Genomic DNA, 22,668 nt, shown 5'->3' with positions numbered 1-22,668 from the left:
TGTATAATTCCGCCGCCACAGCCAATATCAACCGCCAGGCGATCCTTCAGGGTGATATGTTGCTCGATCAGCTGCTTCCAGCCCGCTGCGGCCGTTCTGGAGGCATAGGAGCCGCATGAAAATCAATAGTCATAATGGTAAGCTCCTTATTTGATCGCTTTGATCAGAACGGCCTCTCCGCTGAATTCCTGAATTTTCCCACTCTGCTCCCGTACACCAAAATACCTTTTTAAATGAGACGGCGACTCCAGCATTTTTCTTATCAGCTGATCTTTTTCCTCTATTTTCATCTGCATCCGGCTGCACCAGCTGTCAAATGAAAATGTCTTTTTAAAAACGTGCATCTGCTCAATCTTAAATCCCGCTTCTTCCAAGAATTTCAGCCACTCTGATTTCTTCCATGCCCGAAAATGGCTATGATCTCTTCGTTTTTCTATGTCATTATAAAACTCATCATATTCCTGCTTTTCGGGTGCTGTGTTATCTATGATCAACAGGGTTCCTCCCTGGGCCAGCACACGATACGATTCAGAAATAAAAGCTTGAAGATCTGGAAAATGATGAGGTGCTATCCTGCATGTAACTGCCTCAAAAGATTCCTTTGGAAAAGGAAGGTTTTCCGCATCCCCTTTTATAAAAGAGACATTTTGATATCCGTTTCCTTCAATAAATGTTTTGGCAGCTTCCAAGATTTCGCTCGTCAAATCCAATGCCGTCACTTCCTTCACTAGAGGCGCAAACAGATTAGCAGTATGACCGCCTCCAGTGGCAATGTCGAGCAGCCGGTCGTTCGCACCAGCATTTGAGATCTTCGCCATTTGTTCCAAATCCTTGCCCTTTGCATTAATGGGACTGCTCACATATTTTTCAGCATTTTTTCCAAACTGCTCCTGTACCCTCGCTTTAATATCCATCTTTCCTCTCTCCTTCCTCTCCATTTCATCATATGCATAAGCCATATGTAAGAAAATTACTAATAAACATGCTAATCCCATAAGTAAAACTAATGATAAGAACAGAATGTTAAAACACTAAAAATTTAAATGGAAATTATTTGTACTTTATATTCATACCCCGTATTCTTTAAATGTAGCTACCACCAAAATTGGAGGGGATGAACCATGGAAAATTCTACTCAAACAGCCTTTCGGCAAGTAGAGGAAATCTCGACGAAAGAAGAAAGATATGAACCTTTTTCCTGGTATGAACAAATGCGGAAAGAAAGCCCTGTCCGTAAAGACGAAAAACGCGGAGCATGGGACGTCTTTGACTATCAAAGTGTAAAGTATGTTCTCGAAACAAAAGAATTTTTTTCCTCCAACCGTTCGAAAAAACAAGATGATCAACAGAAGTCACCGATCGAATTAAGCCTGATCAGCATTGACCCGCCAAAACATACGCAAATGCGCTCTCTCGTAAACAAGGCCTTTACACCTAAAGTGATGAAAGACTGGCGCCCCCGCGTCGAACGCATCGCAAAACAGCTGCTGGATAACATCGATCCGGCAGCTGACATTGATGTTGTAAAACAATTATCCTACCCGTTACCAGTCATGGTTATCGCTGAAATACTTGGAGTCCCGCTCCAGGACCAATCCAGATTCAAAGAATGGTCGAATTGGGTAGTTGCAGGGCCAAAGGATAACAGCCCCGAAGCAATCAGGCTTCTGGAAGAAAATCAGCAAAGAACGTACCATGAGCTGTATGTCTATTTTAAAGAGATTGTCAGAAATAAAAGGGAGACCCCTGGAGAAGATATTATCTCTGTTTTGCTTGGTGCAAAAGCACAGGGCGCCGTGCTCACAGAAGAGGAGATTATCGGATTCTGCATCCTGCTTCTCGTTGCAGGAAATGAAACAACGACGAATTTGATCAGCAATGCCTTTTACTGCTTTACAGAATTCCCGGAAGTTTTTGAGGAAATAATTAAAGATACCGAGGGGACGCTGCCACTGGCCATTGAGGAAGTGCTTCGGTATCGGTCTCCGGTTCAGGCCATGAGCCGTGTGGCTAAAGAAGATACCCTGCTTGGTGAAGCCCGGATTAAAGCCGGAGACATCGTAGTAGCATGGATGGGGTCAGCCAATCGGGACGAGCAGCAGTTTAAAGATGCCGGGCGATTCAATATTAAAAGAAAACCAAACCCTCATCTCGCCTTCGGAAAAGGTATCCACTTCTGCCTTGGAGCACCGCTCGCCCGTCTTGAAGCGGAGATTGCTCTGCAGGAATGGATAAAACGCTACCCTGCATTTAAAAGAAGCGATGATTTTACGCTTGAACCGATCCAGAGCACGTTTGTTTACGGACTAAAGGAGTTCAAGCTGACCGTCCTTTAGCTGGAAATGATAGCACTTCATTTGTTTCACAAACCAGCTGGCTCATAAAATCGACAGCGATCCCATCCTTGCTGTAAGAATAAAGATATCCGTTTCAGCCTTTCGTATGAGATGTTTCTCTGATCTTAAATCTGCATTAAGTCTTAACAAAAAAATGATAAAAAAGGAGGCACTGATGTATCAGTGCCTCTTCTCATCATTTAAACCCGTCACAATGACCTTATTCGGATCTTTGCTGCTCCCTTCTAAACCATTCATAAAAACCTCCCGAAGGTGAAGCTGTGCTCCCGAAACAAAGCTGATTTCCACCTTTCCCCGGTGAAACAGCCTTTCCAGTTCTCTTTCAAATGATTCATCAGGGCTTTCCATTACCAGTCTGGCCAGATAAGCATCTCCCTCGTCTACTGCATCTTTGCGGGTTTGCAGCTCTATCTTAAACCTGTAGGGAGTATAAATAAATGTTCTGCGGGCCCCCACTTCTGTTTTCCATCCCATCACATCCGCACGATTGCAAAGCTGCTTCAGTTCTTCATCGCTTACTAAATATCCGATGTGGTCAAAGATTGGCTTTTTACCCGCTCCAAACGTTATATTGATATTTCCTTTTCTGACTTCAATAATGCGGAAGATTAGAGCATTTTCACGAAAGTCATCCCATTCCAATGGAGGATGGTAAGGAGTTACCGTTCCCCTTTCCATTGCGTATCTGCCTTCTACACGAAAGCCCAGTCGCCGATAAAAAGTTTCTGTCTCTTCTACTCTATCTGTCCAAAAATGATAATGAAATAGTTTCAAAGTTCCAACTCCCGGGTCTTCTAAATTATTCTTTCTGTGTCTGAATCCTTACAGACAATCATATAGTGAGAGTATACAAGCCATCACAATTGGAGGCAAAACATGCTCGTTTTATTTTTGCTCGGCCTCGCTCTTGCAGCCTCTCCAGGCCCTGATTTTTTATTAATGACCAAACATACATTAAGCCATGGCACACGGATGGGCTACGCTACTTTTTTAGGAAATCGTACTAGCTTCATCCTGCATCTCACTCTCGCCGTTCTCGGACTGTCAGTCATATTGAAAGAATCAGCTCTATTATACTTGTTTATCCGTATGGCGGGAGCGGCTTATTTAATTTATTTAGGCTGCAATAATATGATTCGAAGAATTTCACCTCAATCTGCCCACCCAGCTAGCCTTACGTCCATGGCATTATCAACCCGCTCGCGTATCAGCGGGGCTTTTGGAGCAATCTGCTGAATCCAAAGGTAAGTCTTTTTTTTCTTAGTATCTTCCCTCAGTTTGTGACCGCAGAGCATATCGCTTCACAACCATTCGGCAGCGCACTTATATTTTTGGCTGGCAATTCCTCCTGGTATCTGACTGTTCTCCCTATCATAGGCATGCAGCTTATCCGGGAAGGAATTGCCCGATTCCAAGCGATTTTGGATCTTTTATTCGGTCTTCTTTTTTTAGGTTACGGGGGGAAGATGATCATTGAAGATCTAGAGATCCTTTTGCGTTACCTGCCTTTATAACGTTCTGGAACAAGGAAGATCCCCCTATCAATCACAGGAGGATCTCAGTTGTTATATTCTACCGGCAATGGATCTTCACTGCGGTCAAACGGGGCTGGTTCATTGTTTTTTTGAGCAAGTTCATAACGCAGTCCATCGAGGCTCTGTCTCACATTGCCTTTGCCTGAAAAATTTTCGATCAGCTCTTTCACATCAATTCCAAATGAGGCCATGAGTGTTTCCTGAAGAGATGCCATAAGATTTGTCGCATAGCCGGTTACTTTATTGGCTCCGCCGTTTTCACCGTTGCTGCCTGTATCCACAACCGTAATCTTATCAATGTTGGAAAGCGGGCTAGCCACTTCTTTTGCATATGCAGGGAGCATGTACACGATCATATCGAGGATAGCTGCCTGGCCGAACATTTCAAAGGCTTCTGCAATTTTTTGCTTCGCTTCTGCTTCGGCCAAACCTTTTAGACGGATGACTTCTGCTTCTGTTTCCCCTTTTGCTCGTTCGGCTTCCGCTTTGGAAATCCCTTCAAGGCGTACTTTTTCAGCCTCAGCCGTTGCCATTGCCTCAATTCTGTATTTATTGGCATCCGCCTCAGCTAGCTGTTTCGCTTTTCCGCTTCCGCCGCCTGCTCTACCGCATAACGGTCTGCATCCCCTTTTTTCTTTACTTCGGAATCGTATTGCTTCTCACGTCTCGCAATTTCTTTTTCTTCCAATTCAATCTGTTTTTGGCGCTCAATGATCTTGATCTGCATCTGCTGTTCCGTAACTTCCTGTTTGGCTCGTGCTTCCTCCAAGTGGTATGCCTGGTCCGCTTTTGCTTTTGATATCCTGCTCCCTGCGGAATTCAGCAATCTTCAGCTGATTGATCTTTTCAGCTTCGGCAACCTCTGTCGCACGCTCAAGCTCGGATTTCTGTGCTTCTTTATTTGCTTCCGCCCTTTTGATGCGCGTTTCTTTTTCAGCTTCGGCCGTTGCGATATCAGCATCGCGTTTTACCTGAGCGATTCGCGGCTTACCGAGCGCATCAAGGTATCCATTCTTATCCCTTACATCTTTAATCGTAAAAGAAACGATTACTAGGCCCATTTTTGCCAGATACTGAGAAGCAATGCGCTGTACTTCCTGAGAGAACTTATCGCGGTTTTTATAGATTTCTTCAACTGTCATGGAGCCAAGAATGGACCGGAGATGGCCTTCCAATACTTCTCTTGCTTCCAGCTCGCGATCCTGCTTGGTTTTTCCAAGGAACTGTTCAGCAGCTGTTCGATTTCTCCGATTGAACTTCCGATTTTGATGATGGCCGTACCATCCGCCGTAACTGGAACCCCTTGTTCCGTGTACACTTCCGGTGTTTGGACTTCCAGCTTGCTGGAAAGCAGGCTCAGCGGCTCGGACTGCTGGAAGACCGGGAATACAAAAGTACCTCCTCCACGAACGATCTTGATCTTGTTTCCAGATTCGTCGATGTTCACGTTCTTGCTGCCAAGGAAACTGCCCGTTACGATCAGTGCTTCATCATGGCCAGCCGTCTTATATTTTGTAACAAATACAGAGACCGTGCAATCACAACAAACAACACAATTCCTGCAGCGATAAAAATAGGTGTCATATCTTATTCCTCCAATTCTTTAGTTACAATAAGGCCGTTTGTTCATACGGCATAACATGAACAACCCCGCTTTTAACTTCCACGATTAAAATCTTGGATCCTTGCCCGATCGGCTCATTATCATGGCTGACCGCGATCTTGGCAATATTGCCGCTGATCCCCTCAATAAACACTTCACCAAAGCCATTGGATGGGATGGAAGTAATCACTTTACCGATTCTCCCCCGTAAATCCTCCTCAGCGTAATTAAGCGAAGCTTCTGCAGAGGCAAGCAGGATCAGCACAAAAATATTCAGCAAGGACACAAGAATTAAAGCCGATCCTGCAGATATCCCTGAGACGAGGAAGCTGTTTACTGACGTCATCGTCTCCAATAAATATCCGCCTGCACTCCATATCGTAAAGAAGGAAAGCACGAGTGTCGGGCTAAGTATGTGGGAAAAGACCTCAAATGCTCCGTGGATGAGATCACTCACCAAAACAAACAGAAAGGTGATACAACCAAATACAATCAATCCGGTTAAATAGACGGTTTCCATCGGATACCCCATGATCTCCATAACGCATCCTCCTCCTTTTCTTAATGAGGTTTTAACCACCACAGAATGTAATCAGCCATCCACCTTCCCCCTCTCCCTGTCTGGGAACATCGTAGCATATACAGTTTGAAATAATTGGTAAAATTTGTCGAACTTTCACAAATTCCCATGTTTTTCTAACTGTATAAACGGGAATCGAATGGAAAAGTTTAACATTTGAAAGAATAATTTGAAGCGATTTATTGTTCACGATACAAAAAAAGCCTCCATAAATGGAGACTCTTTCTTTAAGACTTGTGAGATTCAGCATGATTGTGTAAAGTCTACACAACCGCTGTTTTGGTTTCTGCTTCTTCAATTCTTGTGAGGAGCACGTCCTGAAGGACAGGATGGTATCCAAGTGCCTCACATAAGATAAAGTTTTGATTACTCTGTTTTTGTTGTTGTGCGATCGCTTTTTTCATCTCGCTGAGCAATATGCCGGGGAAAAGCAGGTAGGGAACAACAATAATCTGCTGATATCCCCATCCCGAGAGCCTAAGCATCTCCTCAAAGCTAGGCTGGGCAGCTGTTAAAAAACACGTTTCAACCCGTGGGACATCATATTTCTTTTCCAAGTCCGCAGCAATCGCATTGAGGTCTCTTTTCACATCAGGGTCACTGCTGCCTCTTCCAACAAGAAGGATCACCGCATCCTTATGAAACGCATCGACAGACTCTGTGATCCTTTCCCATAAGAGATGAGAGAGAGATTCATGCACTCCAAATGGTTTCCCATACGATATTTCTACATTTGTATAGCGTTCTTGCTGCAGCTTTAATTCTTCGGGGATATCCTTTTTCGCATGAGCAGCTGTTAATAAAAGGACCGGTATAGCACAGATGGAGGTCGCTCCTTGACGGACACATGCTTCGACCCCTTTGGATATATCAGGTGGGGACAGTTCGAGAAAACAGACTTCCTTAATGGGATATTCGCTGGCTCCCATGCACCGTTTCGCGAAATCCAATGCTTTTTCCGTGCCTGCTTTTGTTCTGCTGCCATGGCAGATGAGGAGTAGCGCTCTCATTTATAACGCCTCACTTATAATAGAAGATTCCTTTTCGATCAGCGTCCGCTCAAACCAGCTGATTTTATCGCGAAGCTTGACTACTTCCCCAATAATGATCATGCTTGGATTTTGAATTCCTTCATTTTTGGCTGCTTTTTCAATCGTTTCCAAAGTTCCTGTAACCGTCCGCTGCTCTCCAAAAGTACCCCACTGGATCAAAGCTGCAGGTGTTTCTTTGCTCTTTCCATACTTTATGAGGCTTTCACAGATGTATGGAAGATTCTTGACACCCATATAGATCGCAAGTGTATCAATTCCTTTAGCAAGGCTTTCCCATCTCTCTTTCTCGTCCTCTCCTTCTCTGCGGTGGCCGGTGACAATGGCAAAGCTGGCTCCAAAGTCTCGATGAGTAACCGGTATACCAGCATAAGCCGGCGCAGCGATGCCAGATGTAATACCCGGAACCACTTCAAATTCCACATGGTTTTTTACTAAAGCTTCGGCTTCTTCACCTCCCCGGCCGAAGACAAACGGGTCACCGCCCTTGAGCCGGGTTACAATTTTTCCTTTCTTTGCATACTTCACCAGAAAACGATTGATCGTCTCCTGCTGCATCGTATGAAGATCAGGGAGTTTTCCGCAATAGATCAAGTCTGCACCTGGTTTTGCATAATCCAGCAGATCTTTGTTCACCAGCCGGTCATAAAGAATAACATCAGCTTCCTGAATGCACCTTGCTCCTTTGACGGTAATCAACTCCGCGTCTCCAGGTCCAGCACCTACTATATACACTTTGCTCAATTTCAATCACCTGCCTCAGCTGTTTAGTATCGTTCCCCGTTCATAGATCACAAAGCCGTTGCCGTCCCTGATTTTTTTCTTTTCATATAGAGTGATGTCTTCAACTTCAGGTACTTTCAAAAAATATTTTTCAAGCTCAACATCCACTAAGTGAAAAGCCTGTTCATCATCGGAGGCGGCAATTACAACATCGATTACCTCTGACTTCGTCGCCACTTCAAAACGGTATAGATTCATAAGTACCTCCTCGTTGTCGAATCATGAAACGAGCTGGCCGACTCTCCCGGATATGGCATCCAGCTCTTCCTGAAGCGGCTCGAGGCCAACACGCTGTACGAAATCAAAGAAGGATTCGCCGGCTTCTTTATGTTCTTTAAAGTAGGTTAAAAACTCATGCAGCACAGAGGGCAGTGTTCCTCCTTCAAACTTGCCTTTCAGTTTGTCGTTGAATTTTCCGCCGTTATCCAATGTTCCTCCTACATATATTTCGAATGCTTCAACCATTTTTTTATCTTTCGTCTTCATCAGTACGCCCTGAAGTCCAATGTCAGCAATCTGCCGTTGTCCGCAGGAATTGGGGCATCCGACCATATGCAGCCTGACTGGGACGTCCAGCGCCACCTGCCCATCAAGAAATTCTGCGATACGGCGCATTCTCTCCTTTGTTTCAACAAGTGCCAGGTTGCAATACTCAATCCCGGTACATGAGACAGAGTAGCCGATAAACGAACGCGGATGAACCGTAATGCGGAAAAAAATCGGCTCTTGAAGCAGTTGGTCTACTCTTTCATCCGGTACATTCGGAATGATCAGGTTCTGTGAATTACAGGTTCGGATCTCACCATTGCGATACATTTTTGAGATTCTACGATTACTTTCTCCTTTAGATCAGTTTTTTATTTTCAAGAAAAGAGATAACTTCAGCGGTGCATTCCTCAATCGTTGAGGCGTTCGTATCCACTGTAAAATCCGGAGATTCCGGTTCCTCATATGGGGAATCGATCCCAGTAAAGGATTTGATCTCTCCCTTTCTTGCTTTCTGGTAGAGTCCTTTCGGATCCCGGTTCTCACATTCTTCGAGCGGGCATTTCACGAAGACTTCAAGGAATTCATCACTTCCCAACATCTTTCTCGCCTGTTCCCGATCTTCTTTAAAAGGTGAGATGAACGCCGTCAGCACAACCGTTCCGCTGTCTACAAAAAGTTTGGATACTTCTCCGATCCGCCGAATGTTTTCTTTCCTGTCCTCATCTGAAAATCCAAGGTCTTTATTTAAGCCATGGCGGATGTTGTCACCATCCAGCACATAGCTTTTCACCTGCCTTCGAAAAAGTTCTTTTGCCACCTCATTGGCAAGAGTGGATTTCCCGGAACCCGATAGCCCTGTCAGCCATAGGACAAAACTGTGATGGGAATTTTGCGTTCTTCTGTCTTCTTTTGAAATGGCCGCATCGTGCCATGTAATATTGTTTGTCTGGCTCATCGTGTTCCTCCTTATGCTGTCACTGTTTTTTCTTGCAGCCCTTTGATCAGTACCTCAACGACCTCTTTTCGGCTGAAGGTAGCCGGCGGAAGCTCTCCGTTTCTAAGCAGCTCCCTCACCTTCGTACCTGACAAGATCACATGATCTTCTTTGTCATGAGGACAAGTTTTTGATGATGCCATCCCTTCACATTTTGTACAGTAAAAACTGTGCTCAAAGAACATCGGTGTGATACCCAGTTCTTCCGGCGTAAACCTGGAGAAGATTTTTTGCGCATCATACGTTCCATAATAGTTGCCTACACCTGCATGATCCCTTCCGACGATAAAATGTGTACATCCGAAGTTCTTGCGGACCATCGCATGAAAAATGGCTTCCCTCGGTCCTGCATATCTCATGGCTGCCGGGAATACGGCCAAGAACACCCGGTCTTTCGGATAATAGTTATCCAGCAGGATCTCATAGCTCTCCATCCTTACGTCAGCGGGAATATCATCTGATTTTGTCTCCCCTACAAGCGGATTCAGAAATAGTCCATCAACGGTTTCAAGTGCTGTTTTTTGAATATATTCATGAGCTCGATGTACAGGGTTTCTTGTCTGAAATCCTACGACCGTATTCCATCCCCTCTCCCTGAAAACTTGGCGGGTTTCAGCCGGATCCAGCCGATACTCTATAAAACGCTGTTTGTGCGGCCTCTTTACGAGAGTAATAGGACCGCCTACATAGTAAGAAGGCCGTTCGATCAGCTTCTTCACTCCAGGATGCTCAATATCTGCAGTTTGATAGACTTGCTCTGCTTCATGTTTGATGTCCGGACGATAAAGATCTTCCACTTCTATGATTCCGTACGTTACTCCCTCAAACACGAGCCTCGCCTGATCTCCTGATGACAGAGTCCTTGCTTGCTTTTCGTGAACCGGCAGAACGATCGGAATGCTCCAAACCGTACCATCAGCAAGTCGAAGGGAGTCAACCACAGATTGATAATCTTCTTCATGCAGAAACCCTGTAATCGGACTGTAGGCACCTACACCGATCAGTTCAAGATCACTTAAAGATGTAGCATCCAGTTCAATCTCCTTTTGAATATGGTCTACAGATAAATTTGGTTCATAACGGTTAATCAGCTTTCCTCCATGCGGTAAAATCGTAGTCATGTTATTTAGTTCCTCCTAAAGTGTAGTTAATTATTGATGAAGTCCGCATTCTGTTTTTCCATGACCTGACCAGCGCCCTGAGCGGGAATCCCCCGATCCGTCAGCCGGAAGCGTACATGGCTCACAGCCGATGCTCGGATACCCCTGATCGTGAAGCGGGTTGTAGGGAAGATCATGTTTGTATGCGTATCTCCAAATTTCCTTCCATGTCCAATGGATCAACGGACAGATTTTCACTGATTTAAAACGGTCGTCCTTATTAATGTACTGGACATTGCTCCTTCCAGCCGACTGCTCTCTCCTGAGACCCGAAAGCCATGCCGGAGCTCCATTCAGCGTTTCCTCGAGAGGTGCTACCTTTCGTATATAACAGCAAAGGTTCGGCTCCCTTTTCCATAACTCGCCGCCATGCTTTTCCGCCTGTTCAGCCAGTGTCAGTGACGGTTTTTTCAATTCAATCTTCATGGCTGGATATCTTTTCTTCGCTTTTTCGATCACCTCGTAGGTTTCCTTGAAATGAAGCCCTGTATCGAGGAAGACCACTCTGGCATTCGGCTTCACCTGAGAGACGAGATCCACCAGAACGCTGCCTTCTATACCGAAACTGCATGCATAAACGAGCTCATCTCCATATTGTCCATAGCCCCATTTCAGTACTTCGAGTGCCCCCTTTGTTTCACTGTCCTCCGGAAACGCAAACTCTTGCTCTTCCCATGTGTCAAACTTGAGCATATTGACCACCTCTCCAATATAAAAAAAGACAGCTTTAACCATAAGCATCTATTCTGCTCAGTTAAAACCGCCTCTAGTTTTCTAGTCAGCGAATATTATTTAAAGCGTACCTTTTCGTTTTTTTCCAGCTGAATCAGCTTACCATCCTGAACAATTAATGTAATGGACCCATATTTAATGCTGCTTAGCATCTCTTTTAGGTGTTCAAAGATTTCATCCTGGCTTTTTCCGTTTACCACATCAGAACCTCCTTGTTCAATAAGTTTTGTTGGTTTTTTAGGAATAACAATACTCTTTATCCCAATAAAAAACTTGGTTTTTTTGATTTAACCCGAACTAGTTTTTTTATTTCATAAAAAACCTGGGCAATAAAAAAACCTTTCCATTTCGGAAAGACTGACGAGGTAAACACATTACCTTATCTTCCAAAATGTAATAAACATTCTGCTGGAGTTAGCACCTTGCAATAACTGCAGGTTGCCGGGTTTCATCGGGCCAGTTCCCTTCACCGCTCTGGATAAGTTTTTTTATTTTTTTAAATAATAACACACATTTACGCTTTCGGAAACCCCATTATTCTTATCGGATTAAAAAATATTTATTGAAATATCCAAAAATTTTATTGACAGACTTCGATTCCATTGAATATAGTAGATACTAAATTCGAAAAGAGATACACTGCTGATCGGAAAAACCGAAGGCTCTTAACTATACTGTTAAGGGTCTTTTATTTTTAGGAGGAGAAATATGAAAAAACTGATCACCCTTGCCCTGATCGGACTCATTGCACAACTCATCGATGGGTCTCTCGGTATGGCTTACGGACTGACTTCAACGTCCCTGCTGCTTGCCTTCGGAATCGCCCCGGCGGTTGCTTCGGCTTCGGTCCACTTTGCAGAGGTTGTTACGACAGCCGCCTCAGGTGCATCACACATCAGGTTTGGTAATGTGGACCGTAAAATCATATTCCGTCTCATTATTCCGGGCTCGATTGGCGCTTTTACCGGAGCATGCTTTTTATCCAATCTTCCCGGCGACGCAGTGAAACCCTATATTTCCTTTTTCCTGCTGTTTCTTGGTTTCTTTATTCTGTACCGGTTTTTGTTTAAAAAGAACACTAAGCCCGTGGATCATGAAAAAGCATTCAGCCGAAAGCAGCTTATTCCGCTCGGACTTGCTGCGGGCTTCCTCGATGCCACTGGAGGAGGCGGCTGGGGTCCAGTAGCCACACCTGTCTTGTTAGCCAAAAACGGCACATCAACGAGAAAGGTCATTGGATCCGTAGATACAAGTGAATTTGCTGTTGCGCTTTCTGCCACGGTCGGTTTCCTCATCTCCCTAGGATGGGAGCAGGTCAATTGGATGTGGGTCATTGCTCTTATGGCAGGTGGATTAATCGCTGCACCAATCGCAGCATGGCTTATACGTATCATTCCCTCTCACATTTTAGGAGTGGCAGTCGGAGGATTGATTATTGTAACAAACGCCCGGACACTGCTTCAGACCGCTGGAATTTCTGGTGCTGCATTACAATCGGTGTATACCGTTTTGGTCGTCGTTTGGCTGGCAGCCATTTTCTTCAGCATAAGGAAAAATAAAAAGCATTCTTTCTCAGCGGGGCGCGCGAGCTGAAACCATCATCTCCACTGAGTGGTGCTGTCACATATTGATATCAACAAAAGCTGACTCCATGGAGTCAGCTTTTGTGGTATTACGAACGGATACGTGATCACTTTCCCATTGATCTTAAACTCAGCCCACAATTTATAAAGGCCCGGCTCCTCAAACTCTGTCACAAATGCCGTTTTGTCAGGGCAGGAAGGATGAACGTGAACATTTTTCTCTCCTGAAGACCACAACATGGCCCTCGCACCAAAATAAGGTTCTGGTTTCGCGTCATCAAAACCAAATTGAAGCGTAACAGGTTTGCCAGCATTAAATGCTGCCGGCGTCATCGTAACCCTATATCCACCCACCGTTTTTGCAAACGTGGTATCAGCCCTCAATTCGGGCTGGTGAGTATGATACCTGGGCCTCCTGCATCAATTTTCAGCGGAACGACAGCATAAGCTTTATTTTTTGGCTTGATGTCAACAAATGCCTTGTAAATTCCAGGCTGAAGTACGTGCTTTACTTCAAACGAGCCTTTACCTGTCTTTTCAGGATGAAGATGATATACTGTTTTAAATCTTCACTGATCAGAATAAAGTGCATCAGCTTTTCGTGATTTACCTCCAGCTCATCAAACGGCATCCCCTTTTTGTCTTTTAATTGAACCGAAATCACACCATCTTCATAGCTGAAGCACGGCTCCTTGTATTAGGCAATATCATACCCTTGATCATCGATGGTTTCTTTAATTTTTTCAAGATTTACTTTGCTGGAATCAAACTCAACTTCAACGGTTCCTTCCTCCAATTGCACTTTAACATGATGGACACCGTTAAGTTTTCCTACACTTCCTTCGACGGCATTGACGCAATGTCCGCATGACATCCCTTTAACATTTAGCATGATTTTCTCCATCATAAAACCTCCCAGATGATGTTTTATTTCATTAACCTCTTCACAGTAACCAGGAGTTCATCGATCACTTCCAGCTCGCCTTCCTGGATTCTTTCCACAACACAGCTTCTCATATGGCCTTCCAGGAGAAGTTTGCCGACACTGTTTAGCGCTGATTGAATGGCTGATAGCTGGGTCAGAACATCATCGCAGTATGTGTCGCGTTCAATCATACCCTTAACTCCCCTGATTTGTCCTTCGATACGATTTAACCGGGTTACCAGATTGCTTTTCATTTTATCCGAATGGTGGCTCTTTCTTTCTGTTGAACAATGCGACTCCCGTTCTTGTCTATCCAAAATCAACCATCCTCCTTTTTCAAACTTATTTTACCATACCCCCCTACCCTATGCAAAGGGGCGGAATTCAGGGAACAATAAATCACGTTTATTATTCCCCGTTTCTTGTATGCATACTCTTATCCGGACAAACCGTTTCTTAACTGCACGATTTCCCGAAGGTTTTCCAGGTTGCTATTTTTCTTGCATAACGAAGCAATTCCTTCTTCAGCCTTCTGATCTCAAGCTCAGAAGTATTCATTTCCTGTTGAAGAGTTGACCATTCCTCTTCACTGACAACCAGAAGCCCCTTACTGTGCAGCATTTGTACGGCTGCATCACCTATAAGGTTAGCTGCTTCATTTGCAGAATAACGTTCCATCCTGTCCACCCCTTTTCAAGATGTTCCTGTATACAACATATTCTGCGCTTTATTGTCATTATCCTTTCTTCAGGATAAAACAAAATTTCCCATAACTGTTAGTCGTTCAAAGCCTTTCTCGCAAACATGGCAATAACCGCATCATCCATCGGCGGATTATGAAGACCTGCTCGCACATCGCGGTAGTACCTTTGCAGCGGATTATCCTGAAACAGACTGTGTGCTCCAACAATCCTCATGGCCAGATCCACTATATCGGTTGCACTGTTTGTCGCTGAATACTTCACCGCAGCCAGAGCACTGCCGAGAGACTGTCGTTTTTCCGGATACCTTTCCCACTGTTGAATGACTCCGTACATGAGCTGTCTTGATTTTAAAAGTTCCAAATCCATCAGGCCAATCTTTCTTTGCACTTCGGGAACTTCACTAATCGGTCCTTTCAAGCTGTTAGGCTTATACTCTTTTGCAAAGGTAACCGCATAGTCTCGGGCAGCTCTGGCGATGCCAAGATAACATGCCGGGATGTGGAGCAGCCAGGCTTTTGGAAGCTGCTCATTGTTCTCCTGATCCACCGTTTCTACAAGGTCATCCGGTTCAACGGCCACATCTTTTAATATCAGATCATCGCTCCGAGTCCCACGCATCCCCAGCGTATTCCATTTATCTTCAATGGAAACACCTGGAACTTTATGAGAGACGAGAAACGATGATACTTGGTCTGAATCTTTAACGGACGCCGACACAATGGAATAGTCAAGAGCAGGAGCCATGGAGGTAAACGACTTTCTGCCGTTTAAGATCCATTGACCGTCCTTTTGTTCAGCAATCGTTTGAGGTTTCCCGCCTCGTGTCGGACTTCCTGTTGCCGGTTCAGTGGAAGCGCGGTTGATCAAACTTCGAGAATGAACAATCCGTTCGCAGAGCTTCTCAAAGACTTGAGGATTCCAAGGTTCCCTGTCAGCCAAGTCCATGACCACACCAAGATGCCAACCGACCGATAATGCCGTGGAACCGTCTCCGCGGGCAATTTGTTCCTGAAACAGGATATAGTCATAAAGGCTGATCTCCTGTCCTCCATATTTTTTAGGGACCGTCAAGGATAAGTAGCCGGCTTCTCCCAATTCCTTGAAATTCTCAAACGGAAAAGTGCCTTGCTCGTCATGTTTGGGCGCACGTTCTGCAAATGCCTCGCTAAGCGCGCGTAATTTCTTCATCCAGCGAGCCTGAAATTCAGTGTGGATAAATTCCATCTTGTCTCACCAACTGCCTTTTAATAGTATGTTTTATTATATTTACCCTACTTCGTTTATGTACACATAGCAACTTTCATGCTTTAATCTTAGGCCCTTTGTTCATTTTTATGTCGGACAGAGACCTTTCCTTTCCTAAAGACGTCTAATGAAATAGGGATGGATCTTTTTAAAGTTAGAAACCCATTCCTCTATTTCATCGATAGAAAGGACATCAACTGTTGAAACTCCGACACCGCATTCTTGTATTTTTAGCCATTGTACTGTTTGCTTTTTCTTTTCATTTTTATCCGCACTCCCCATTAAGCTCGCCCAAACCCGTTCATCCTTCAGCCAAGCAGACACTTGTTAACCCGAATGAGAATCATATAAACATTCCAAAACAATCCGTGAAACCCTTACCATCTCAAAACAAAAACAGGGAAAGGAACCAAGAGGCACAAACTCCTTCTTCCTATCCTCTCTTGATCATTAACCTTCAAAGCAATGAACTCGCCTATTATAAAAACGGAATGCTTGTAAAAACCTTTTCGATTGCATCCGGTAAACCTGCTACCCCCACTCCCCAAGGAATTTATAAAATTGCCAATAAAATCAAAAACAGGCCCTATTACAAAGAACATATTGCTGGAGGTGATCCAAAGAATCCACTGGGTGACCGATGGATGGGGTTATCCGTAAACCCTCAAATCTCCTACGCAATTCACGGAAACAACAATGAAAACTCCATCGGCCAGCATGTTTCCTCCGGCTGCATCAGGATGCATAATGAAGAGGTAAGGTGGCTTTATGACCAGATTACTGTCCAAACGACCGTCATTATCACCAAAACAGATAAAACTTTCCCCGTGATCGCCGGCCAATATGGATACGTCACCAGGCAATAATGAAAAGGACCTCTCCTTTGCTTGGGAGAGGTTCTTCCATTACATAAGATACCGAATATACACATACACACTTGATATGAGTATGGATAGGATCATCAAGGGAAATCCGATGATCAAATATTTAACAAACGAAATATGATATCCTTCTTTACCGGCAAGTCCGGCAACCACAAGGTTCGCACTGGCTCCGATCAACGTTCCATTGCCTCCGAGGCATGCCCCTAGCGAAAGGCTCCACCATAAAGGATCAAGATTGCTGATTCCCATATGACCCATCTCTTTAATCATCGGAATCATCGTAGCCACAAACGGAATGTTATCCACGAAAGCTGAAGCAATCGCACTCATCCATAGAATCAAGAAAGTTGCCGCCTTTAAATCTCCGCCTGTCCACTCCATCGCATGTTTAGCCACACTCGCAATGATTCCTGTCTCAACCAGCCCGGCTACAATGACAAACAATCCGACAAAGAAAAACAGAGTCGTCCATTCTACCTTTTCAAGAGCGTGCTCCAGGTGTTTTTCACCGGCAAGAAGCAAAAGAAGAAAGGCGCCGAACAAAGCGATGGTAGCGGTTTCCACATGAATGAACTGATGCAGGAAGAACCCGCCAATGGTTACCAAAAGCGCGAACAAGCACTTACGGAGCAGTTTATAGTCTACAATTTCTTTCTTTTCATCGAGCCTCATCAAATTTTCTACTAACTCTGGTTTTGTTTTGAGCCCTTTTTTATAAAAGGCAGCCATGATGGCTATGGTGACCACTAGAATGATAGCGCAGATCAAAGCCAGATTATCAATAAAGGACAAGAAGGTGAGCTCCTTTACCGCACTGCCGATCATAATGTTGGGCGGATCGCCGATCATGGTTGCTGTACCGCCGATATTGGACGCAAAGATCTCAGTCATTAAAAACGGAATAGGATTCAGGTTCAACCTCCTTGTTACGCTGAAGGTAACCGGTACGACAAGCAGAACCGTGGTTACATTATCAAGAAAGGCAGAACCGAAAGCTGTAATCAAACCTAATGTTATGAGAGTCTTCACTGGATCTCCTTTTACTTTTTTTGCCGCCCATATCGCAATAAATTTGAATAATCCTGTTTCCGCCGTAATGGTTACAATCACCATCATACCGACGAGAAGACCGATTGTATTAAAATCAATATGATGAACGGCCGTTTGCTGGTCAATGACCCCAAGCGTGACCATGAGTGCTCCACCAAGAATGGAAATAATGGTACGGTGCACTTTTTCAGAAATAATGATGCCGTATGTAATCAAAAAAATACTGAGCGCTATGATTGCCTGTTGTCCCATATCTCATCTCCCCCATCTTTCTTAACTAAATAATACTTCATTACCGATGAACGGGTAAATGGGTTTCGTTGTATTGCTCAACTAATGTTCAATGGGTATGGTCTTTTTTCCCTCCACCTTTTTGTTTCAAATCCACAAAAGAATGGAATATTTGTATAGACCTACTGAATGGAGGCTATTGTATGGGCTACATTTTTATTTTTTTATATCTCATCATTGTCGGGCTCGTCATTGAGATCGCTTCAACCCTTCTTGTATATACTGGGCTGGACCGCAAAATATCCAGGTATCAAGTCATCTCCATGCTAACCGGAACCGGCTTTACGACCGACGAATCTAAATTGATTATTGACCACCCGCTTCGGAGAAAGATCAGTGCTTTTCTTATTCTATTTGGCGCTTTTTCCTTGGCCGTAATCATATCCTCCATCAGCAGCATTCTCGCTGACGATTTTAAGACGACCGAACTGATGGTCATCTCTACCACCCTGCTCGTGCTGCTTCTTATCTTAAAGATTCCGAGCGTTCAAACCTTTTTTACACAAACAGTAGAAGAAGAAACGAAAGATAGCTATCCTCTATCGGAACTGCCAATCAAAGATGTCCTCTATTTTGACGAAGAAGACTTTGTTACAGCGATCCTTGTAAGAGAAGACTTTTCCTTAATAGGAAAGGAAGTTAAGGCATTGATTGAACCCGGTGAAGATATTCATGTCATATTGTTGATTCGCGGAGACTTGCCATTGCGCGAGAACCTTTATGAGACAGAGATCCGGGAAGGTGACCGCCTGATTGTTTATGGAAATGAGAGGATAATAAAGAATAAGTTTAATCAAGAAGAAAATGAAAAGCTTCCTGATAAAAAGGAAAGCCGGAGAGAAGAACGTCCCCCAAAAACACAGCACCATGAAATTGACATGTAAAATATTTGTTTAATTTATGTAATATCTTTTTATAAAAATCAAGGTTCGTTCTATGAAGAACGGGGTACTGCTCCTATATCTCAACTTTTAGGAGGAATGTACAATGGCTAACACAAATGTGAGCAATGTAGATGAGAAAGTAGCAAATATGGACTCTGAAAAGAAGGATCAAATTTTACAAGATTTTGAGGAATTTAAAGGATATTTATCAGACAAAGTAAGCAAAGGCCAAAAGTTAGGATTAGGTGAAGAGCAGCTGGCGAAAGCCGCCGAAAAAGTAGCGGGATATCTTGCTGAACATGAAGAACCTAGAAACTCAGAAGAAAAACTCCTTCAGGAATTATGGAAAACGGGAGACAAAGATCAGCAGCATGCACTCGCTCATATACTGGTCCGTCTGGTAGTTTAACAGTCAACCATAAAAGAGCAGCGGACCGTTATCCATTGCTCTTTTTGATTCACCCTATGTTTAAAAATACGCTTAGGGGGAACACAAAACTAAGGCCAAATTAAAATTAATTCTACCAAAGGAGTGATTCCAAATGGCCAAGAACAATAATCACAATATGTCTAGGGAAGAAGCAGGAAAGAAGGGCGGAGAAGCTACTTCCCGCAGCCACAGCAAAGAATTTTATCAAGAGATCGGTAAAAAAGGAGGCAATGCCACCTCCAAGAATCACGATCGGGAATTTTATGAGGATATTGGAAGCAAAGGCGGAAAAGCACGCCATAATGATTAAAAAATCAGCTGTAAAATTGTGAGATGGGGCAAAAAGCCCCATCTTTTTTTGTTTACAACTGTTCTGACTTTAGGAAATCCGCTGCCCATCCCGGCCCTTTCCCCATTTAATTTAAAAAAAGATTAAATGAAATAATTTTTGTTATGCTTTGAGTATTACAAAATAGCAACTTTGCAACCCACTATCTTGCATTGCAACATACTCTTCATTTAGGAGGCGTTATTTTGTCCTCAAGTCAAATGCTTAAAGGTGTTTTGGAAGGCTACCTGTTGGCCGTGATCTCTAAAGGGGAAATATACGGGTATGAAATGATTGATTTATCCTCTCCTGCTTCGAATGAAAAAAGAGGCGCTTGTTACCACCACTATTAAACCATCTCCCTCAGGACCGAAACGAAAGTATTATTCGTTAACAACTATGGGCCTTGCCGAACTGAAAGCTTTCGATGAGCGATGGCGGATGCTTTCTGACAGTGTTTCCAGACTATTAAACGATCAATAAAAAGGAGGAATTAAATTGGAACTATCCAAACAAAGCCAAGAGTTTCTACAAAACTTACGATTGTATTTGTTTTCAAGCGGCAGAAAAAAATCGGAAATTGAAGAGATCACCGAAGAATTAGGAGATCATCTGAGAGAAGCTGAAAGGAATGGAAAATCGATCACCCACATCATCGGTCAGTCCCCTGAGCAATACATGGAGAGTATTGCAAAAGAAATGAAGGTCGATTATTTTGGTTGGTCAAAAGTCATTCCTGTTTTGATCTCAGGAGCATTTGCTTGTCTTTGCTCGGAGATGCCATTAAAAACTCGATGCATTACTCCATGTATGCTTTAATCGGATATCCTCTGATCTATTTCATTATGTTTTTTTCAGCATGACCGGTTTACATTTTATTGCAAAGAAAAATCCTTCAAAAAAAGTTGAGTATAGTCTCTTTGCAGGTTTAAGCATAATCATGACGCTTTCTTTTGTTGCCATCTTATGATTAGATCGACATGTCGGCCAGCCCGTTTGGGAGGTTGATAGTATCATCGGAAGAGGACTAGCTGCGGCGTTTGCATGCGGAATCTTTATTGGGATTTCGATCTGGAGCAAGTCATGGGTGTCCATTATCATTCCCATTGCGGTCTATCTCCCGGAAATCGCTATTCGAGTCCTTCCTGTAGAGTATAAAACGAAGATCATTTTACCTACTCTCTTCAGTTATCTAGTGATCTTGATTCTTCTTGTCATTCAATTCAAACGGCAAACAAACAACACCAGAAACGACTAACCTATAAGGCTGCCGTTTTAGATGGCAGCGATTAATTTTTCTGTGATGCCGGTTCAACTTAATTCTAAATGTTTATACACTTCATCACTGATTAAGGTGTATCCGTTTTTATTAGGATGTACTTCATCAGCGAAATAATCTTTTTTGTTTTTACCTGTGAAGACGCCCTCCACATTAATAAACCGCACATTTTTCTGTTCAGCCGTTATTTTCTCCGCTCTTTTGTTCCATTGCTGAACCAGGCTGCTTTCAGGAAGCCGGTCTTTGCGGTTTGGAAATGGATTATAAATGCCTACTAAGTATATTTTTGCTTTTGGATTTTCTTTTCTCATTTCTGTAAGCGCCTTTTTTACATTGTTTTGATAGTTCAGCTGTGCTTTCATCATGATTACTTTTTTTCGATCCGGCTGGGTCTTCGTTAGGATCAGGCTGTTTAAGTAATCATTCATGCCAATATTTAAAAAAATCATATGGGCAGAGCCGATGGATGACTGCAGCTGCTCATTCTTTAAACGTTTTAATAATAAGGCGCTTGTATCATCGGGAACTCCGTAATCCTTGACTGTAATCTCACTTTTCATGTGATTTTCCAGCCGTTCTTCCACTTTCCCAATATAGCCGCTGTTCCCAGCGTCCCCTACACCATAGGATAATGAATCGCCCAAAGCAATGATATTAAATTCTTTGCCTTCGTTTTTTACGACTGATTTTCCGGAATGGGTCATTGAGGAAAGAACAGAAGGAAGATTAAGCTTAATGATGGAAAAAAGAATGCCTGCAATGAATAAGAGCAAACAGGATGCAATAATGAGTTTGTTTTTGATCATGATGAAGCCTCCGGATGCTATTTTCTGTTCGATTTAACGATATAGCTTAAATGATTTCCCCCCACTCTATAAAAGTAAACTTTTAGAAACCTTATGGCGGTTTTCAATATTTGCAATATTCCCCCAACATTAATATGTTAGGATAGGGTTATGTCAGAGTAATGCGGGGGTATTTTATGTCAAAGTACTTAGTTGATCATAAATCCTTGGTTATTCATCGTACAGCATACATCTGTCATTCCTGCCAACACGTGATCAACGAAAAACAACCGCAGTCAGTGAACTGCACCCCAATTGTTAGACACAACTAACAATTGGAGGTGCAGTTTTTTGTGACTAACTATTCTTTAGACACTCAATTAGCCGCCATTCAGGCTTATTTAAATGGAGTAGAATCTTACAAAGATACGGCAAAACGTTATGGAGTAGACAGTACTTCATTAAAGGAATGGGTAGCTAAATATCGTATTCATGGTCTGAAAGGTTTTCAAAAGTCATATACAAACTATCCAATCGAGTTTAAAATGGACGTACTTCACTTTATGAACGATACAGGAGCGTCCACTTTCGAGACTTCTTCCGTTTTCAATATCCCTTCGGTTTCCACCGTATGGAATTGGAAACGTTTATTTGACACAGGTGGAGTCGACGCTCTCCGAGCTAAAAAAAGGGGGCGTCCACCTATGAAGAAATCGAAAAAACAAAAGCCAATAGAAGGATCAGAAGAAGCACTACGCAAAGAAAACGAGCGTTTGCGAATGGAGAATGCCTACTTAAAAAAGTTACAAGCCTTAATTCAAGAAAAGGAAAAACGACAGAACAAATCAAGTCGCAAGTAATCCATGAGTTAAGGCATCAATTCAAGGTGATTGACCTTGTAAAAATCGCACGTATTCCTCGCAGCACTTATTACTATTGAGCAAAGCGAATGAATCGTCCTGACAAATACAGTAACGCAAAAGAAACCATCCAAAAGA

The 22,668-nt window shown here is 43.3% G+C and carries 29 protein-coding genes, 3 pseudogenes and 1 riboswitch; of the genes and pseudogenes, 12 read left to right on the top strand and 20 right to left on the bottom strand.

Annotation, left to right across the window (positions count from 1 at the left end; all coding sequences use genetic code 11):
- Window positions 1–146: 146 nt before the first annotated feature.
- Window positions 147–914 carry a class I SAM-dependent methyltransferase gene (locus tag ABHN01_RS16570; RefSeq protein ID WP_429876443.1) on the bottom strand — a complete coding sequence of 256 codons (768 nt, stop codon included), beginning with the start codon at window positions 912–914 and terminating at the stop codon, window positions 147–149.
- Between the two features lie 207 nt (window positions 915–1,121).
- On the opposite strand from ABHN01_RS16570, the gene ABHN01_RS16565 reads away from it, so the two are divergent.
- Window positions 1,122–2,336, top strand: coding sequence for a cytochrome P450 (locus tag ABHN01_RS16565; RefSeq protein WP_429876442.1), 1,215 nt, complete (start codon window positions 1,122–1,124; stop codon window positions 2,334–2,336).
- 180 nt (window positions 2,337–2,516) lie between these two features.
- On the opposite strand, the gene ABHN01_RS16560 is transcribed toward ABHN01_RS16565, so the two are convergent.
- On the bottom strand, window positions 2,517–3,131 hold the full coding sequence (locus ABHN01_RS16560) for a VOC family protein (RefSeq protein ID WP_429876441.1): 615 nt from the start codon (window positions 3,129–3,131) through the stop codon (window positions 2,517–2,519).
- A gap of 102 nt (window positions 3,132–3,233) precedes the next feature.
- Here ABHN01_RS16560 and ABHN01_RS16555 point away from each other — a divergent pair, with 102 nt between their 5' ends.
- Together ABHN01_RS16555 and ABHN01_RS16550 are read left to right on the top strand one after the other, a co-directional pair.
- On the top strand, window positions 3,234–3,593 hold the full coding sequence (locus ABHN01_RS16555) for a LysE family translocator (RefSeq protein ID WP_429876440.1): 360 nt from the start codon (window positions 3,234–3,236) through the stop codon (window positions 3,591–3,593).
- A complete protein-coding gene (locus ABHN01_RS16550) occupies window positions 3,545–3,871 on the top strand; it encodes a LysE family transporter (RefSeq protein ID WP_429876473.1) in 327 nt (108 codons plus the stop codon). Before ABHN01_RS16555 ends, ABHN01_RS16550 begins: the two co-directional genes overlap by 49 nt.
- 44 nt (window positions 3,872–3,915) lie before the next feature.
- Here the strand turns inward: ABHN01_RS16550 and ABHN01_RS16545 are convergent.
- The 10 genes and pseudogenes from ABHN01_RS16545 to ABHN01_RS16500 form a co-directional block, all read right to left on the bottom strand.
- Window positions 3,916–5,476: pseudogene (locus ABHN01_RS16545) on the bottom strand (SPFH domain-containing protein).
- 23 nt (window positions 5,477–5,499) lie between these two features.
- Entirely contained in the window at window positions 5,500–6,036 is a 537-nt protein-coding gene (locus ABHN01_RS16540) for an NfeD family protein (RefSeq protein WP_429876439.1), read from the bottom strand.
- Between the two features lie 302 nt (window positions 6,037–6,338).
- Window positions 6,339–7,085 carry a sirohydrochlorin chelatase gene (locus ABHN01_RS16535; RefSeq protein ID WP_429876438.1) on the bottom strand — a complete coding sequence of 249 codons (747 nt, stop codon included), beginning with the start codon at window positions 7,083–7,085 and terminating at the stop codon, window positions 6,339–6,341.
- Window positions 7,086–7,868, bottom strand: coding sequence for a uroporphyrinogen-III C-methyltransferase (gene cobA, locus ABHN01_RS16530; protein ID WP_429876437.1), 783 nt, complete (start codon window positions 7,866–7,868; stop codon window positions 7,086–7,088).
- A 15-nt stretch (window positions 7,869–7,883) separates the two neighbouring features.
- Entirely contained in the window at window positions 7,884–8,105 is a 222-nt protein-coding gene (locus tag ABHN01_RS16525; RefSeq protein ID WP_429876436.1) for a DUF3906 family protein, read from the bottom strand.
- Between the two features lie 21 nt (window positions 8,106–8,126).
- A pseudogene (locus tag ABHN01_RS16520) lies at window positions 8,127–8,735 on the bottom strand (nitrite/sulfite reductase); the annotation flags it as partial.
- A gap of 16 nt (window positions 8,736–8,751) precedes the next feature.
- Entirely contained in the window at window positions 8,752–9,351 is a 600-nt protein-coding gene (gene cysC, locus ABHN01_RS16515; protein WP_290398367.1) for an adenylyl-sulfate kinase, read from the bottom strand.
- Between the two features lie 11 nt (window positions 9,352–9,362).
- Window positions 9,363–10,511 (bottom strand): sulfate adenylyltransferase, encoded by a 1,149-nt coding sequence (sat, locus tag ABHN01_RS16510; protein ID WP_429876435.1) that lies wholly within the window; start codon window positions 10,509–10,511, stop codon window positions 9,363–9,365.
- A 30-nt stretch (window positions 10,512–10,541) separates the two neighbouring features.
- On the bottom strand, window positions 10,542–11,243 hold the full coding sequence (locus ABHN01_RS16505; protein WP_429876434.1) for a phosphoadenylyl-sulfate reductase: 702 nt from the start codon (window positions 11,241–11,243) through the stop codon (window positions 10,542–10,544).
- A gap of 95 nt (window positions 11,244–11,338) precedes the next feature.
- Entirely contained in the window at window positions 11,339–11,455 is a 117-nt protein-coding gene (locus tag ABHN01_RS16500) for a YezD family protein (RefSeq protein ID WP_425589553.1), read from the bottom strand.
- Between the two features lie 203 nt (window positions 11,456–11,658).
- Window positions 11,659–11,767: riboswitch (SAM riboswitch) on the bottom strand.
- Between the two features lie 223 nt (window positions 11,768–11,990).
- On the opposite strand from ABHN01_RS16500, the gene ABHN01_RS16495 reads away from it, so the two are divergent.
- The gene (locus ABHN01_RS16495; RefSeq protein ID WP_429876433.1) at window positions 11,991–12,875 is read left to right on the top strand and encodes a sulfite exporter TauE/SafE family protein; all 885 of its coding nucleotides are present in this window, start codon (window positions 11,991–11,993) and stop codon (window positions 12,873–12,875) included.
- A 5-nt stretch (window positions 12,876–12,880) separates the two neighbouring features.
- On the opposite strand, the gene ABHN01_RS16490 is transcribed toward ABHN01_RS16495, so the two are convergent.
- The 6 genes from ABHN01_RS16490 to ABHN01_RS16465 all read right to left on the bottom strand — a co-directional run bounded on the left by ABHN01_RS16490 (window position 12,881) and on the right by ABHN01_RS16465 (window position 15,718).
- A complete protein-coding gene (locus ABHN01_RS16490; protein ID WP_429876432.1) occupies window positions 12,881–13,198 on the bottom strand; it encodes a hypothetical protein in 318 nt (105 codons plus the stop codon).
- 175 nt (window positions 13,199–13,373) lie between these two features.
- Window positions 13,374–13,529: a hypothetical protein gene (locus ABHN01_RS16485; protein WP_429876431.1), complete on the bottom strand. Its 156-nt coding sequence runs from the start codon at window positions 13,527–13,529 to the stop codon at window positions 13,374–13,376.
- 33 nt (window positions 13,530–13,562) lie between these two features.
- Window positions 13,563–13,769: a copper chaperone CopZ gene (gene copZ, locus ABHN01_RS16480; protein ID WP_290399044.1), complete on the bottom strand. Its 207-nt coding sequence runs from the start codon at window positions 13,767–13,769 to the stop codon at window positions 13,563–13,565.
- 23 nt (window positions 13,770–13,792) lie between these two features.
- Window positions 13,793–14,110 (bottom strand): metal-sensitive transcriptional regulator, encoded by a 318-nt coding sequence (locus ABHN01_RS16475; protein ID WP_425589552.1) that lies wholly within the window; start codon window positions 14,108–14,110, stop codon window positions 13,793–13,795.
- 136 nt (window positions 14,111–14,246) lie between these two features.
- A complete protein-coding gene (locus tag ABHN01_RS16470) occupies window positions 14,247–14,468 on the bottom strand; it encodes a hypothetical protein (RefSeq protein WP_290398360.1) in 222 nt (73 codons plus the stop codon).
- A 98-nt stretch (window positions 14,469–14,566) separates the two neighbouring features.
- The gene (locus ABHN01_RS16465) at window positions 14,567–15,718 is read right to left on the bottom strand and encodes an acyl-CoA dehydrogenase family protein (RefSeq protein WP_429876430.1); all 1,152 of its coding nucleotides are present in this window, start codon (window positions 15,716–15,718) and stop codon (window positions 14,567–14,569) included.
- Between the two features lie 221 nt (window positions 15,719–15,939).
- Between ABHN01_RS16465 and ABHN01_RS16460 the strand changes: the two genes are divergently transcribed.
- Window positions 15,940–16,605, top strand: coding sequence for a L,D-transpeptidase (locus ABHN01_RS16460; protein WP_429876429.1), 666 nt, complete (start codon window positions 15,940–15,942; stop codon window positions 16,603–16,605).
- Between the two features lie 39 nt (window positions 16,606–16,644).
- Here the strand turns inward: ABHN01_RS16460 and ABHN01_RS16455 are convergent, their stop codons facing one another.
- The gene (locus ABHN01_RS16455; protein ID WP_429876428.1) at window positions 16,645–17,925 is read right to left on the bottom strand and encodes an ArsB/NhaD family transporter; all 1,281 of its coding nucleotides are present in this window, start codon (window positions 17,923–17,925) and stop codon (window positions 16,645–16,647) included.
- 182 nt (window positions 17,926–18,107) lie between these two features.
- Between ABHN01_RS16455 and ABHN01_RS16450 the strand changes: the two genes are divergently transcribed.
- From ABHN01_RS16450 to ABHN01_RS16425, 6 genes and pseudogenes are all read left to right on the top strand, one after another.
- Window positions 18,108–18,848 (top strand): TrkA C-terminal domain-containing protein, encoded by a 741-nt coding sequence (locus ABHN01_RS16450; RefSeq protein WP_429876427.1) that lies wholly within the window; start codon window positions 18,108–18,110, stop codon window positions 18,846–18,848.
- Window positions 18,849–18,951: 103 nt separating this feature from the next.
- Complete coding sequence (locus ABHN01_RS16445; RefSeq protein ID WP_429876426.1) at window positions 18,952–19,257, top strand: DUF3243 domain-containing protein; 306 nt, start codon at window positions 18,952–18,954, stop codon at window positions 19,255–19,257.
- Between the two features lie 133 nt (window positions 19,258–19,390).
- The gene (locus ABHN01_RS16440; RefSeq protein WP_290398355.1) at window positions 19,391–19,588 is read left to right on the top strand and encodes a KGG domain-containing protein; all 198 of its coding nucleotides are present in this window, start codon (window positions 19,391–19,393) and stop codon (window positions 19,586–19,588) included.
- Between the two features lie 224 nt (window positions 19,589–19,812).
- Window positions 19,813–20,089, top strand: a pseudogene (locus ABHN01_RS16435) (PadR family transcriptional regulator).
- A gap of 15 nt (window positions 20,090–20,104) precedes the next feature.
- Window positions 20,105–20,425: a hypothetical protein gene (locus tag ABHN01_RS16430; RefSeq protein ID WP_429876425.1), complete on the top strand. Its 321-nt coding sequence runs from the start codon at window positions 20,105–20,107 to the stop codon at window positions 20,423–20,425.
- 268 nt (window positions 20,426–20,693) lie between these two features.
- Window positions 20,694–20,864 carry a hypothetical protein gene (locus ABHN01_RS16425; protein WP_429876424.1) on the top strand — a complete coding sequence of 57 codons (171 nt, stop codon included), beginning with the start codon at window positions 20,694–20,696 and terminating at the stop codon, window positions 20,862–20,864.
- A 53-nt stretch (window positions 20,865–20,917) separates the two neighbouring features.
- Here the strand turns inward: ABHN01_RS16425 and ABHN01_RS16420 are convergent, their stop codons facing one another.
- Entirely contained in the window at window positions 20,918–21,691 is a 774-nt protein-coding gene (locus ABHN01_RS16420; RefSeq protein ID WP_290398354.1) for a GDSL-type esterase/lipase family protein, read from the bottom strand.
- Between the two features lie 332 nt (window positions 21,692–22,023).
- Here ABHN01_RS16420 and ABHN01_RS16415 point away from each other — a divergent pair, with 332 nt between their 5' ends.
- Window positions 22,024–22,530: a helix-turn-helix domain-containing protein gene (locus tag ABHN01_RS16415; protein WP_429876423.1), complete on the top strand. Its 507-nt coding sequence runs from the start codon at window positions 22,024–22,026 to the stop codon at window positions 22,528–22,530.
- The last annotated feature ends 138 nt before the right edge of the window (window positions 22,531–22,668 follow it).

The sequence above is a fragment of the Fictibacillus sp. NRS-1165 genome, from assembly GCF_050468105.1.
Lineage (GTDB): Bacteria > Bacillota > Bacilli > Bacillales > Fictibacillaceae > Fictibacillus_C > Fictibacillus_C terrinigri.
Note: the sequence above shows the minus strand (reverse complement) of the source record. Positions and strands in the feature narration are given on the sequence as shown.